This window comes from Limnobacter sp., from assembly GCF_046297615.1.
Classification (GTDB): Bacteria; Pseudomonadota; Gammaproteobacteria; order Burkholderiales; family Burkholderiaceae_B; genus Limnobacter.
The window spans coordinates 26,013-40,326 of the sequence record NZ_JBKBHM010000003.1; the positions used below are offsets into that span (position 1 = coordinate 26,013).

11 protein-coding genes are annotated in these 14,314 nt (G+C 58.7%); 2 read left to right on the forward strand and 9 right to left on the reverse strand.

Features of this window, described 5'->3' with window-relative positions:
* Position 1 precedes the first annotated feature (1 nt).
* The 7 genes from cysM to ACK4FF_RS07320 form a co-directional block, all read right to left on the reverse strand.
* Positions 2-904: a cysteine synthase CysM gene (cysM, locus tag ACK4FF_RS07290; RefSeq protein WP_409706702.1), complete on the reverse strand. Its 903-nt coding sequence runs from the start codon at positions 902-904 to the stop codon at positions 2-4.
* Between the two features lie 33 nt (positions 905-937).
* Positions 938-2,383: a sodium:solute symporter family protein gene (locus ACK4FF_RS07295; protein ID WP_409706705.1), complete on the reverse strand. Its 1,446-nt coding sequence runs from the start codon at positions 2,381-2,383 to the stop codon at positions 938-940.
* A 123-nt stretch (positions 2,384-2,506) separates the two neighbouring features.
* Positions 2,507-4,102 carry a ubiquinone biosynthesis regulatory protein kinase UbiB gene (gene ubiB / locus ACK4FF_RS07300; RefSeq protein ID WP_409706708.1) on the reverse strand — a complete coding sequence of 532 codons (1,596 nt, stop codon included), beginning with the start codon at positions 4,100-4,102 and terminating at the stop codon, positions 2,507-2,509.
* Positions 4,102-4,851: an SCP2 domain-containing protein gene (locus ACK4FF_RS07305; RefSeq protein ID WP_409706711.1), complete on the reverse strand. Its 750-nt coding sequence runs from the start codon at positions 4,849-4,851 to the stop codon at positions 4,102-4,104. The genes ubiB and ACK4FF_RS07305 overlap by 1 nt, the downstream gene beginning before the upstream one ends.
* Positions 4,852-4,913: 62 nt before the next feature.
* Positions 4,914-5,924 carry a Tim44 domain-containing protein gene (locus ACK4FF_RS07310; RefSeq protein WP_409706714.1) on the reverse strand — a complete coding sequence of 337 codons (1,011 nt, stop codon included), beginning with the start codon at positions 5,922-5,924 and terminating at the stop codon, positions 4,914-4,916.
* Between the two features lie 55 nt (positions 5,925-5,979).
* Positions 5,980-6,720 (reverse strand): bifunctional demethylmenaquinone methyltransferase/2-methoxy-6-polyprenyl-1,4-benzoquinol methylase UbiE, encoded by a 741-nt coding sequence (gene ubiE / locus ACK4FF_RS07315; RefSeq protein WP_409706717.1) that lies wholly within the window; start codon positions 6,718-6,720, stop codon positions 5,980-5,982.
* A 5-nt stretch (positions 6,721-6,725) separates the two neighbouring features.
* Entirely contained in the window at positions 6,726-7,151 is a 426-nt protein-coding gene (locus tag ACK4FF_RS07320) for a gamma-butyrobetaine hydroxylase-like domain-containing protein (RefSeq protein WP_409706720.1), read from the reverse strand.
* Positions 7,152-7,325: 174 nt separating this feature from the next.
* Between ACK4FF_RS07320 and phoB the strand changes: the two genes are divergently transcribed.
* The gene (gene phoB, locus ACK4FF_RS07325; RefSeq protein WP_409706723.1) at positions 7,326-8,033 is read left to right on the forward strand and encodes a phosphate regulon transcriptional regulator PhoB; all 708 of its coding nucleotides are present in this window, start codon (positions 7,326-7,328) and stop codon (positions 8,031-8,033) included.
* An 87-nt stretch (positions 8,034-8,120) separates the two neighbouring features.
* A complete protein-coding gene (gene phoR, locus ACK4FF_RS07330) occupies positions 8,121-9,425 on the forward strand; it encodes a phosphate regulon sensor histidine kinase PhoR (protein ID WP_409706725.1) in 1,305 nt (434 codons plus the stop codon).
* A 426-nt stretch (positions 9,426-9,851) separates the two neighbouring features.
* Here the strand turns inward: phoR and ACK4FF_RS07335 are convergent, their stop codons facing one another.
* Positions 9,852-10,295 carry an HIT family protein gene (locus ACK4FF_RS07335; protein ID WP_409706728.1) on the reverse strand — a complete coding sequence of 148 codons (444 nt, stop codon included), beginning with the start codon at positions 10,293-10,295 and terminating at the stop codon, positions 9,852-9,854.
* Positions 10,292-14,263, reverse strand: coding sequence for a DUF3683 domain-containing protein (locus tag ACK4FF_RS07340; protein ID WP_409706731.1), 3,972 nt, complete (start codon positions 14,261-14,263; stop codon positions 10,292-10,294). The genes ACK4FF_RS07335 and ACK4FF_RS07340 overlap by 4 nt, the downstream gene beginning before the upstream one ends.
* Between the last annotated feature and the right edge of the window lie 51 nt (positions 14,264-14,314).

Consider the following 14,314-nt stretch of genomic DNA (forward strand, 5'->3'; position numbering starts at 1 on the left):
CTCAGGCAGGAAATACGCCCGTGGACAGGTAACGGTCACCACGGTCGCACACAATGAACACAATGGTGGCATTGCTCACTTCCTCGGCGATGCGCAGTGCGATGCACGCGGCCCCAGCGGCTGAAATGCCACAGAAAATGCCTTCTTCGGCGGCCAGTCGGCGGGCCATGTCTTCGGCATCGGCTTGGGTGACATATTCCAGACGGTCCACGCCCTCGGGTTTGTAAATGCGTGGCAGGTATTCCTCGGGCCATTTGCGGATACCCGGAATCTGTGAACCCTCACTGGGCTGGGCGCCGATGATCTGCACCTGCGGATTCACCGACTTCAAATAACGGCTTACCCCCATGATGGACCCGGTGGTGCCCATGGCACTCACGAAGTGAGTCACTTGCCCGCCAGTGTCGCGCCAAATCTCTGGCCCGGTGGTTTCAAAGTGGGCCTGCGGGTTGTCCTCGTTGGCAAACTGGTCAAGGATCACGCCTTTGCCTTGGTCGCGCATTTGCTCGGCCAGGTCGCGGGCGTATTCCATGCCACCGGCTTGCGGTGTGAGGATAATCTCGGCCCCGAACGCACGCATGGTCTGGCGTCGCTCAATGCTCAAATGCTCGGGCATGATGAGCACCATGCGGTAACCCCGCAAAGCAGCGGCCATCGCCAAAGCAATTCCGGTGTTGCCCGAAGTTGCTTCAATCAGGGTGTCGCCGGGTTTGATGTCACCACGGGCCTCGGCGCGGCGAATCATGGAAATGGCCGGCCGGTCTTTCACGGACCCAGCCGGGTTGTTGCCTTCCAGCTTGCCCAGAATGATGTTGCCCCGGTCCAGGTTGGCCTGGCCCGGTATGCGTTGCAGACGCACCAGGGGCGTGTTGCCAATGGTGTCTTCAATGGTGAGGTAGTTCAAGACAGGGTCCTGTAGGTGTTGGTTTGCCCTATTTTATTCCGGATGGACCACACCATCGCGCAACAAGGGTCGATGAGGAATCCATTGGGGCAGTAAAGAAGCCACAATCATGGTGGAAGCGCCCAGCACCAGGCCCAGCAACTGGGGAGGCCAAATCTCGCTGACCCACACATGGCTGGACAGCAACCAGGTGCTGACCCCCACCACGATGGACGCAATCGCCCCCTGCGTTGTCGCCCGTTTCCAGTACAGCCCAAACACCAGCGGCACAAAGGCTGCAGCCAAAGTCACTTGGTAAGCGCTTTCCACCATCTCGAAAATCGACGACTCCGTGTTGAACGCAAAAGCCAGCACAAGGCCTGTGAACACAAATACGGAAATACGCATGACCAGCAGGAAATGTTTGTCGTCCAAATTGGGGAAAATCACCTTGAAAATATTTTCAGAGAACGACACAGCCGGGGCCAGCAACGTGGCACTGGCCGTACTCATGATGGCGGAGATGAGTGCCCCAAAAAACACCACCTGAGCAAACACGGGGGTGTAGTTCAACACAAAGGTGGGCAACACCATCTGGGAATCCTCGGTGATCAAGGCCCCGAATACATTGGGCTCGATCATCACCGCGCCATAGGCCAGAAACACCGGAATGAAGGCAAAGCAGAAGTAGAGGCTGCCCCCCAGCACGGCGCCCCGCACTGCGGTTTTTTCGTCTTTGGCGGAGGTAATGCGCTGAAACACGTCCTGCTGGGGAATGGAGCCCAGCATCATGGTCAGAAATGCCCCGATGAACGGCACCCAGAGCACATAGCTGAACTCTTCCGGGAAAAAGCGCAGTTTGCCCGCGGCTTCCGCATGCTCAATCACCGGCATGACACCGCCGGTCATGGTGGACACCAACCAGCCGATGTACAGCAAACCGCCACCAATCACCGACATTTGAATGAAGTCCATGACGGCCACCGACAGCATGCCCCCAAACAGGGTGTACGTCAGCACCACCGCGGTGCCAATCAACATGCCCCATTGCTGGGTGATGGCCCCGTCGGACAAGACCTTGAAAATCAAACCCAGTGCACTGATTTGCGCAGCCACCCAGCCCAGGTAGGAAATGATGATGCACAGGCTACAAAACACTTCGACCACATGGTTGTAGCGCACACGGTAATAGTCGCCGATGGTCAGCAGGTTCAAACGGTACAGCTTGGGCGCGAAAAACAAACCGGCCAGAATCAGGCAGAGCGAGGCACCAAAAGGGTCAGCCACAATGCCATGCAAACCTTTTTCAACAAAGGTGGAAGAAATACCCAGCACGGTTTCCGAGCCAAACCAGGTGGCAAACACGGTGGCAGTAACCACGGGCAAAGCCAAATGGCGACCTGCCACAGCGTAATCCGCCGAGGTTTTGACATTGCGTGCAACATACAAACCCACTGCCACGGACAGCAGAAGATACCCAATCACCGACGCTAGCAACATGGCACAGGCCCACCCGAAACAAGACTTGATGGCGGATTATAGGCAAGAATCATGCAAACCCCGCATAAAATTCAGGCCGAAACAATCGACGTGGTTCTCTAAATGCCCACCGCCGTGGTGAATTCAAAACACCTTGAATGGCCCCGGCGCTCCAGCCAATACCGGCCAAAGCAGGTCCAGCGACACAATCCCGAACAGCAAAGCCAGCATCAGTACCATCCAGAACAGCGCCCGGTTCAGCCGCCTTTGCTGCTTGGCCAATTGCTCAATCTGCATGTCAACGCGGCCATTGTTCTGGGTCAGGGATTGGTGCAAAAGCCGAGGCAAAGCAGGCAGAATTTGCGACCATTGAGCCGCTTCCCACTGCAAGCTGGTCTGAAAACCCTTCAGGCCAATCTGCTGGTTCATCCAGTTTTCAAGGAACGGTTTGGCGGTTTTCCAGAGGTCCAGCTCGGGGTCCAACTGGCGGCCCAAGCCTTCCACATTCAACAGGGTTTTTTGCAGCAACACCAACTGCGGCTGAATTTCCACGTTGAAACGGCGCGAGGCCTGGAACAAACGCATCAACACATTGCCCAGTGAAATGTCTTTCAGCGGTTTGTCGAAATAAGGCTCGATACAGGCGCGAATGGCCGATTCCAGCTCGTCAATGCGGGTGGACTTGGGCACCCAACCAGACTGCACATGCAACTCGGCCACGCGTTTGTAGTCCTGACGGAAGAAGGCCAGAAAGTTTTGGGCAAGGTACTGTTTGTCCACATCGGTGAGGGTGCCGACAATCCCGAAGTCCAGCGCAATGTAGCGGCCAAAGTCAGGCCCCGACTCACCCACATAGATATTGCCCGGGTGCATGTCGGCGTGAAAAAATCCATCCCGAAACACTTGGGTGAAAAAAATTTCCACGCCGTCGCGGGACAATTTTTTCAGGTCAACACCACGTTCGCGCAAACGGTCAATCTGGGAAATCGGAATGCCGTGCATCCGTTCCATGGTGATGACACTGCTGCAGCAATAGTCCCAATACATCTCCGGCACACGCAACAAATGGCCACTGCCCGACGCCGCCGAGAAGTTGCGGCGCAACTGCGATGCGTTGGCGGCCTCGAACATCAAGTCCAATTCATCGTGCAGGTACTTGTCGAACTCCTGCACCACTTCACGCGGGCGAAGGCGCTTGCCATCGGCAGACACTTTTTCAAGCAGGTTGGCCCCGGTGCGCATCAAAGCCAGGTCTTTGTCGATGACCGTGCTCATCCCCGGCCTTAACACCTTGATGGCCACGGGCTGCCCGGCTTTGGGGCCGTGCTTGATCACCGCAAAATGCACCTGTGCAATCGAAGCACTGGCCACCGGCTCATCCTGAAACTCGGTGAACATGTCTTCAATGCGGCGGCCCAGACTGAGTTCAATCAGTCGGCGCGACTCACTGGAACTGAAGGGGGGGACTTGGTCCTGCAACTTGGCCAGTTCATCGGCCACATCCTCGGGCAACAAGTCGCGGCGTGTGGACAGCAACTGCCCAAACTTCACAAACAAAGGGCCCAAATCTTCCAGGGCGCGGCGCATGCGCTCGCCTCGCGGCGCATCGACCGACTTGCTGGATGACACCAAGCGCAGCAGCCACTTGGCCCAGGGGTACCGAATGGAGTCGGCCGCCAGCAGGAACAAACCATACCGACGGGCGACCAACAGAATGCGTGCCAAACGGCGGATTTTCATCAGCCCTGCCCTCTCGAGCTTTCTGGAGTTTGGGGGCTTAGGCGGGCCAGGCGTTTCTCGAGCCGGGCGATTTCATCGCGCAACTGGCCTACATCGGCGCGGAAGGCATCAAACTCCGAAGCGGTCGGGGCCATGGACTTTTCATGCACCACATACTCACGCAGGCTGCTTTTGAAGCGGGCGACCACATCCTGCACATTGGTGCCCATGGCCGACAGGCTGTTCATGATCCACACCGCCTGGGCATCGCCCACAACACGGGCCAAGTCACGCTCTGGGTCCCAAGACAAATCATTGACCACTTGGGACACCACCTGCGCAAATTCCATGTCGCCCGTGACACTGGCCTTGCGAACCATGGACCCCGGGTTGGCCACAGACCCCATCAGGTCGGCCCATTGCAAAGCAATCTCGGTGTCCGAAGGGGGCAACACGCCCTGAGTGGCTGAAGTCACCTGAAAATAGCCTTGGTCATTGATGCGCCACTGCAATTGGACCGGCGACACCTTGATGGCCAGCACCTTGCCTGCTTCACGCTGCAGTTTGGTTTTGCTGGTGCGTTGTTGGTCAATCAGGTGGTTCAGGACCAGCGACACACTGGTGCCCAACGCCATGGACAAAGCCTGTGCCGGCAATGCAGCCAGGGAGCTTAAGCCGGGGGCATGGCGCAGTGGGGAGTTGGCCAGAAGCCTGGAGGCCAAGCCGAACAAAGGAGGAGGGTTGAAGGCCACGGTGGGGTCCACTTTCACTCAAAAACCGCTTGAGTGTACCCCAGCCACGTGGCCTCGCCTGAGCGGCGGTTCAGTTTTGCTTACAGACTGTGGATGCCGGCCAACAGCCAGCCGCCTTGGCCGGACACTGGGCGACTCAAGACCCACATTTCGCGGATTTCTTCAGCCGGGCCACCCACGGTTTCACGAACCATGGCCGTGATGGCTACCGTGGCCAATTGTTCGTCCACGTCGGTCTCAAAGCCCAGCAACTCGGCGTTAACCATGACGACTTCAGTCACGTTGGCCGCACCATTGCGGCTTTGAATGTCCATGGCCAGGTGGTCCACCACGTGGTCCGTGCAGTACTCACGAAGGGCCTGCACATCACCTTTGTCGAACAGGCCTTGCATGGTGACAAAAAACTGCTTGGCACGGTTCACGAAACCCGCTTCATCGAAGCCAACGGGCAATTCCTTGACCATGCCTTGTTGCGTGGCCACGGGCTGAACGTCGTCAAACGCCGAGCGCACGTCGCGCTTGCCGAAATCGTTGTCACGCAGGGCCTCACGGGCCATGGGGCGCGACTCATCGATCCGGGTGGAATCCCCCTGAAAACCGTCATAGGTGCTGGAACCTGCAGCGCTGTACGCAGGCTGGGGACGACGCACCGGCTGCTGGCCGCGCATCTTGCTCAACAGGAACCGAATGGCCACAACAGCCAGAATCACCATCAACACAGTGCCCATGAAGCTGGCCAGCTCATCGCCCAAGCCCAGGTGGCTGAACAGTGCTGCCAAACCCAAGCCTGCGGCCAAGCCCATGATGGGGCCCAAGAATCGGTTGCGGGCGGGTTGCGCAGCAGCCGGGTTCGGCGCTGTTTGGCCCGGTGTAGCCTTCGCAGGTGCAGTGGGTGCGGCAGCGGGGCTGGATGGGGGTGTTTGAGGCGTGGCCTGACGGCTGTAGGATGGCGCAGTTTTTCCGATACTGCCACCACCACCCAAGCGTTTGGCTTCAGCCATGCCGGGCGCAAAACCGGCGGACAATACAGCCAGGGACAGCGCCCCCACCAGTACGCGGGACTTCACAGACAGGGCATTGAACAAGCTCATGTGTTTTGCTCTCATCAAAATTCAGAAGGACAACATGTCCGGCGGTAAGACTGCCTTACTCGAATTTGGTTCCCTGATGCAAAGCCACCACACCAAAGGTGAAGTTGGTGTATTTCACGTGGTCAAACCCGCTGTCCAGCATGATTTGTTTGAGGGTTTCCTGGTCAGGGTGCATGCGGATGCTTTCGGCCAGGTATTGGTAACTTTTCGCGTCCTGGGCAATCAATTGCCCCATGCGCGGCAATACCTGAAAGGAATACAAGTCGTAGGCGGGGGCCAGGGCGGGGTTCACCTTGGAAAACTCCAGCACCATCACTTTGCCGCCGGGTTTGATGACCCGCCGCATTTCAGACAAAGCCTTGTCTTTGTGGGTCATGTTGCGCAGGCCGAAGGCCACGGTGACCACATCGAAATAATTGTCAGGGAATGGCAATTTTTCGGCATCGCACAGGGCCATCTTGGGCAGATAGCCATGGTCAATCATGCGATTGCGCCCCACGCGCAACATGCTTTCGTTGATGTCAGTGAGCCAAACCTCACCGCGCGGCCCCACCTTGTCCAGGAAGGCCTTGCTGAGGTCGCCGGTGCCGCCTGCAATGTCCAACACTTTCATGCCGGGGCGGACACCTGCCTCGCGCACGGTGCTGGCTTTCCACAGCCGGTGCATACCGCCAGACATCAAGTCGTTCATGACATCGTATTTGGCGGCCACGGAATCGAACACCTCGGCAACTTTGCTGGCCTTCTGGCCTTCGGGCACCTGTTCAAACCCGAAGTGGGTGGTTTTGTCGTTCATGTTGATCAGTGGCTGGAGCAGCCACCGCCTTGTTTTTGTTGCAGTGGAATGTTTTCGGGGGCATTCGGGTCTCGGCTGCCGCCTGCGGCCTTCAAACGGGCCAGGTAATCGTTCCAAAGGCCGGTCTGGTTTTCTCCCAGCCAATGCAGGTACGACCAGGTGTACAACCCCGACTCATGCCCATCGCTGAACACGGGCTTGACGGCGTACAGGCCCACGGGCTCAAGGCTCGTCATGCCCACATCGCGCTTACCCACCTGCAGCACCTCTTGCCCAGGGCCATGCCCCTTGACTTCCGCCGACGGGGAATACACCCGCAGCAGCTCAAAGGGCAGTTTGAACACGGCACCCGTGTCAAATTCCACCTCAAGCACCTTGGATTGCTGATGCACCACCAGCTTGGTGGGCACTGGATTCTGATCGCTTTGCATACTGCCCTGGCGGTCCGAAATGCTGGAAACCGACAGTGTAACGCACGGGCAAGCCCTGCGGCGCGCACCCGCTGTCCGGAATTATTTGATGACGCATCACTCAAATGTCATATTACTGTCACGCAGATGCACTACTTTGGCGACTATGACAAAGCAGACAAGACTGAGGACAGAATGACGAGCACGATTTTGGTGGTGGAAGACGAACCGGCGATCGCCGAACTGGTAGCTGTGAACCTGAGCTTTGCAGGCCACAAGGTGCTGCGCGCTGGGGACGCTGACCAGGCCCGCACACTGATTACGGCGGAGTTGCCCGATTTGGTGCTGCTGGACTGGATGCTGCCCGGCAAATCAGGGGTTCAGTTTGCTCAGGAATTGCGCAGCCAGGAACGCACGCGTCAAGTGCCGGTCATTATGCTGACCGCACGCACAGACGAGCAGGACAAGGTCGACGGCCTGGAAGCCGGTGCGGACGACTACATCACCAAGCCTTTCTCCCCAAAAGAATTGCTGGCACGGATCAAAGCCGTGCTGCGCCGCCGTGCCCCTCAGTTGACCGATGACACCGTTGAAGTGCAAGGCCTGAAACTGGACCCGGTGACCCACCGGATCAGCGGTAACGACAAAATTCTGGACATGGGCCCCACCGAATTCCGTCTGCTTCATTTTTTCATGACCCACCCCGAGCGTGTCCACAGCCGCACCCAACTGCTGGACCAGGTGTGGGGCGACCATGTGTTTGTCGAAGAGCGCACGGTGGATGTGCACATCCGCCGCCTTCGCCAAGCCCTGACCGTGTCTGGCCACGACCGCCTGATCGAAACCGTGCGCGGCGCAGGCTACCGCTTCACCACCAACGCAAACGCCGCCCAGCAGGCCTGAACCGAGGGTTTACCAGCGCCCCGACAACCCCCCGGAACCACCGGGGTGGGCCGCCAGCAGGGCCAAGTTGCCCTAGAATAGAAGGCTATGACCTCCATTATTTTCAGGCTGATCTGGATCGGGATTGTCTTTGCGCTGGCCGCCATCGCCGGGCAAATGCTGTACGGCGACCAAGGCGCCGTGGCGTTCGCCATAGGCATGGCTCTGATCAACTACGCCTGGCAGGCCCGCTCGGCCCGTAAGGTCTACGACTGGCTGGACGAGTTCACCGCAGACAACATTCCCCGCGTGTCTGGCTACTGGGATGACCTCACCGCCCGGCTGTTTCGCTACCTGCGCCTGCATCAACGCCAGCAACATGCGCTGACCAGCGCCCTGGTGTCTTTCCGCACGGCGGCCCAAGCCCTGCCCGACGGCGTAGTAACGCTTGATTCCAAGGGCCACATTGCCTGGTGCAACGCGAACGCACAAGACCACCTCGGCTTGAAACTGAGCACCGACATTGGTCAACCCCTCATCAACCTGGTGCGTAACCCCAGCTTCTCCAAATACCTGAATGACCAGAACTGGGAACAACCCCTGGTCATGAGTTCCCCCAGAAGCCGCAGCAAAATTCTGTCGATCCAATTGGTCAGCTACGGCGACAACCAGATGCTGGTGCTGAGCCGCGACGTCACCAAAGTTGAGAAGCTGGAACGCATGCGACGTGACTTCATTGCCAATGTGTCGCATGAGCTGAAAACCCCGCTGACGGTCTTGAGCGGCTTTCTGGAAACCATTCGCGACCTGCCCCTCAGCCCGGAGCAGCAGACTGAATACCTGGGCCTGATGTACACGCAGGCCAACCGCATGCAAAACCTGGTGGAAGACCTGCTGGCCTTGTCGGCACTGGAATCGGCCCCATTGGCGACAGAAAACGGCGAACGCGTGGACTTGTCAGCCATCGCTGTTCGTACCGCCGAGGATGGGCGTCAGGTGTCGGGCGGCAAGCACCAAATCACAGCCGAGGTTGAGCCCGGCTTGGTGGCCATGGGTAATTTCAATGAAGTGCTCAGCGCTTTTTCCAATGTGGTCACCAACGCGGTGCGCTACACCCCAGAGAACGGCCAGATTGATATCCGTCTTTTCCGGTCTGAGAACGACATGGGGCGTGCCTGTGCCTCGTTTGTGGTGAAAGACACTGGCATCGGGATTTCCCCGGAACACATACCGCGCCTGACCGAGCGTTTTTACCGGGTGGACCGCAGCCGTTCGCGGGAAAGCGGTGGCACTGGTTTGGGTTTGGCGATTGTGAAACACGTGGTGCAACGCCACGATGGTCAGTTGGATATTCAAAGCAAGCCCAATCAGGGCAGCACGTTCACGATTCAGATTCCGCTGAAGAGCGCTTGATTAGCACGCGCAGTCGGTACTGCCGCAAGAACGCACAGCCTTACCGTCGCATGAACGCTCAGCGCAAGCCGCATCGCTACACGCCCCTGTTGCACGCACAGCCGCTCGGTTCGACCGCCTCGGGGGCAACTCGCCCGCGTTGCAGGCTCAAACAGCCCCGGGCTCGGCAGGGTCGCCCCTTAACGCGGCTGTTGGCGTGCGGGGCGCGAATCCGCGATGGGCTTGCGCTGTACATTCTTGCTCGGTGGGGGGCTTACGGGCGAAGCACCAGTACGCGAAGGCCCGAGCCTAGGGCTGTTTGAGCCCGGCGAAGCGGGGCGAGTTGCCCCCGAGGCGACGCCCTTGAAGGGGCGGGCCCCATCCCATCCGGTGGCGGGGGCGTTGAACACACTCTGGTGATTTGCCCACCATCGCACATTGCTTCAACTAGAAAGGAAAACGCTGGCCCAACATCGCAGCCAAACGCGGCTTCCACTGCGATTGGGACTCAAGTATCACCGCCTGCCGGGGCGAGAGCATTGCACCCTCCGGCAAAGCAGCCCACACCGGGGCCGGGAAGTGAGGGTCGTCGGTAAACCGCGGAATGACGTGCCAATGCACATGAGGCACCACATTGCCCAAGGTCGCCAAGTTGGCTTTGTCGGCTTTGAATTCAGCGAGCACAAACTGCTCGAGACACACCACCACATCCATGCACAAGGCACGCTGCTCGGCGGTCAACTCCGAGAATTCGCGCACATGGGCATTCCACACAACCCGCAAAAAACCGGGGTAGTTGGTGTCCAGCGCATCAATCACACGGAACAAGGGATGGCGGAAAATCACTTCTCCGCCATCGGTCTCACACAGGGTGCAGGGTTTGGCGCTCACACCAGAATCCGTTCAATACCGCCGGCGTTGGCTTGGCGCACGTAGTCGGGCAACCAGTCCTGACCGAGAATGTGTTTGGCGATTTCGACCACGATGTAGTCGGCATCGACATTCGCATCGGTGCTGTAACGGTTCAACCCCTGCAGACAGGACGGGCAGCTGGTCAGAATCTTCACGTCGGCTTCAGGCGCATCCTTGCGCAGGGCGTTGGCGCCTTTGCGCATTTCCTCTTCCTTGCGGAAACGCACTTGGGTTGCCACGTCGGGGCGGGACACACCGAAGGTGCCTGATTCACCACAGCATCGGTCGTTCTTGACAATGGTCTGGCCCTGCACTTCGCTGTTGATCAAGGTGTTGACCACTTTCAGCGGGTCGTGCGCCTTCATCGGGCTGTGACAGGGGTCGTGGTACATGTAACGGGTGCCCGTGACCGACTCCAGCTTCACGCCTTTTTCGAGCAAGTATTCATGGATGTCGATGATGCGGCATCCCGGGAAAATCTTCTCGAATTCATAGCCCTGCAACTGGTCGTAACACGTGCCGCAACTGACCACCACTGTTTTGATGTCGAGGTAGTTCAGCGTGTTGGCCACACGGTGGAACAGCACCCGGTTGTCGGTGATGATTTTCTCCGCCTTGTCATACTGCCCTGCCCCACGTTGTGGGTAGCCACAGCACAGGTAGCCCGGTGGCAGCACGGTTTGCACGCCCACATGCCACAGCATGGCTTGGGTGGCCAAACCCACCTGGCTGTACAAGCGCTCTGACCCACAGCCGGGGAAGTAGAACACTGCTTCCGAATCGGCCCCGGTGGTTTGCGGGTTGCGGATCACTGGCACGTAATCGCTGTTTTCAATGTCCAGCAAGGCACGCGCAGTTTTCTTGGGCAAGCCGCCGGGCATGGGCTTGTTGATGAAGTGAATGATCTGCTCGCGGATGGGCGCTTTGCCCACCGTGGCGGGGGGCTTGCTGGTCTGCCCGTCCACCAGGCCAATGGCCTTGCCCACCTTGTGAGCCAGGCGCTGGGCCTTAAAGCCAATGTCGGTCATGCCAACGCGCATGGCCTTGATGGTGGCTGGGTCTTTCGCATTCAGGAAGGCCATGGCCGCAGCCGTGCCCGGGTTGAAGCTCTTCTTGCCCATTTTGCGCAACAGGGCGCGCATGTTCATGGAAACATCACCGAAGTCGATGTCCACCGGGCATGGGGTCACGCACTTGTGGCAGACGGTACAGTGGTCCGCCACATCTTCAAACTCAGCCCAGTGCTTGATGGATACACCACGGCGGGTCTGCTCTTCGTACAGGAAGGCTTCGACCAACAAGGAGGTGGCCAGAATTTTGTTGCGTGGGCTGTACAGCAAATTGGCGCGAGGCACGTGCGTGGAGCACACGGGCTTGCACTTGCCGCAGCGCAGACAGTCCTTCATCGAATTCGCAATGGAACCGATGTCGCTCTGGCTCATGATGAGGCTTTCATGGCCCATCAGGTTGAAGCTGGGTGTGTAGGCGTTGGACAAATCACCACCGGGCAACAGCTTGCCCTTGTTGAATCGGCCCTCCGGATCCACCTTCTGCTTGTAGTCCTGGAAGGGCTTAAGTTCAGCCTCGGTGAGGTATTGGTATTTGGTGATGCCGATGCCATGTTCACCGGAAATCACGCCGTCCAAGTCCCGCGCAATTTGCATGATGCGGTCCACCGTGTGCTCGGCTTCACGCAGCATGTCGTAATCGTCGGAATTGACCGGGATGTTGGTGTGCACGTTGCCGTCACCGGCGTGCATGTGCAAAGCCACAAACACGCGGCCACGCAGCACTTTCTTGTGAATGGCGCGGGCCTCGGCCACCACAGGCGCAAACACGCCGCCGAAGAAAATACGGTCGAGGTGGGCGCGAATCTCGGTTTTCCAGGACACACGAATGGTGCGGTCCTGCAGCACGTCGAACACACGGGCGTCGGGCTGAACACCCAATCGGCGGCCCAGCTCGGCATCCAGTTGGCTCAAACCCAGCGAGGCCAGCACGGGCTGGGCTTGCGCCAAGGGCATGTCCATGTTCGACAGCAACCAGCTCCAGCGGTCATGCACGGCGTCCAGCAACTCATTGGCACGCAGCACGCGGTCGCCAATGATTTCGTCTGCCGTCATTTTGCTGGTGTCGGCGTCGTCACTCTTGCCCAGCGTCAGTGGTTGTGCAAAGTAGGTGCGCAAGGCAGCCACCAATCGCAGCTTGTTGCGAATGGACAGCTCGATGTTGATGCGCTCAATGGCGTCGGTGTATTCGCCCATGCGATGCAGCGGAATCACCACGTCTTCATTGATTTTGAAGGCGTTGGTGTGTCGCGCAATGGCCGCAGTGCGTGACCGGTCCAGCCAGAACTTTTTTCGGGCTTCGGGGCTGACAGCCACAAAGCCTTCGCCAGAACGGCCGTTGGACAAACGAATAACCTCCGAAGTGGCACGGGCCACCGCGTCTTCGTCATCGCCCACGATGTCGCCGAACAACACCATTTTCGGGAAACTGCCACGCTTGGATTTCGGGCTGTAACGCACCGCACGCAGATAGCGCTCATCCAAGTGCTCAAGGCCCGCCAGAATGGCGCCCATGGCTTTGCCTTCACCGTCAAGGTAGTCCTTGATTTCCACGATGGAAGGCACCGCGTCGCGGGCCTGGCCGTAAAACTCCAGACACACGGTGCGCGTGTGGGTCGGCATGCGGTGCAGCACCCACTTGGCCGAGGTGATCAGGCCATCACAGCCCTCTTTCTGAATGCCGGGCAGGCCCGCCAGGAACTTGTCAGTCACATCCTTGCCCAAGCCCACTTTGCGGAACACTTTGCCTTCCACCACCAAGCGTTCGGTTTTCAGCACCTTCTCGCCCGGCTTGCGGTTGCCATCGCTCCAGACCAACTCAAACTCGGCCTGGGGCGCATCGTGAATTTTGCCCAGGTTGTGGTTGATGCGGGTGATTTCCAGCCAGTTGCCTTCCGGGTCCACCATCCTCCACCAGGCCAGGTTGTCCAGCGCGGTGCCCCACAACACGGCTTTCTTGCCGCCTGCGTTCATGGCCACGTTGCCGCCGATACAGCTGGCCTCAGCTGAAGTGGGGTCCACAGCAAACACACGGCCTGCTTTTTCGGCAGCCTCAGACACACGCTTGGTGACCACACCTGCGCCCGACATCACTGTGGCGTACTCCACATCAAGACCGGGCAACTTTTCCATCACCACGTGGCCCAAGTCTTCCAGCTTTTCGGTGTTGATGACGGCAGACAAGGCCGTCAGTGGCACTGCGCCACCGGTGTAACCCGTACCGCCTCCACGGGGAATGATGGTCAGCCCAAGGCTGATACAGGCTTTCACCAAGCCGGGAATCTCAGATTCGCGGTCAGGGGTGAGCACCACCATCGGGTACTCCACGCGCCAGTCGGTGGCGTCGGTGACGTGGGAGACACGCGACAAACCATCGAACTTGATGTTGTCTTTGGCGGTGTGCGCACCCAGGGCGGAGCGGGCTTTCTGGCGGAAATCGGCCAGCACTTCAAATTCTTTCTGGAAGTCCTGAACGGCGCGCTCAGCCCGGTTCAACAGCTCACGCACCTTTTCGCTGCGTTCGTCAGCCTCGTGGTTCTCGTTCGACTCCACGCGGCGAATGTTGATTTCATTCAAGCGATGAAACAGCGCTGAAATGAGGGCCTGAAGGCGGTTGGGGTTGTCCAGGAGGTCGTCTTGCAAATAGGGGTTGCGGCGCACCACCCAAATGTCGCCCAGCACTTCGAACAGCATGCGGGCAGAACGTCCTGTTTTCCGCTCCTGACGAAGCATTTGCAGGATGTCCCAAGCCCCCTGACCCAGCAGGCGGATGACGATTTCCCGATCGGAAAACGAGGTGTAGTTGTACGGAATCTCGCGCAGGCGGGTTGCATCGCTGGCGGCGGGTTTGAGCGTATTCAATTCGACAGGTGCGTTCATGCAAAACCTTTTTACTTCCTAGCCTGCTATGGTAGCAAAGGCATGGCTGTT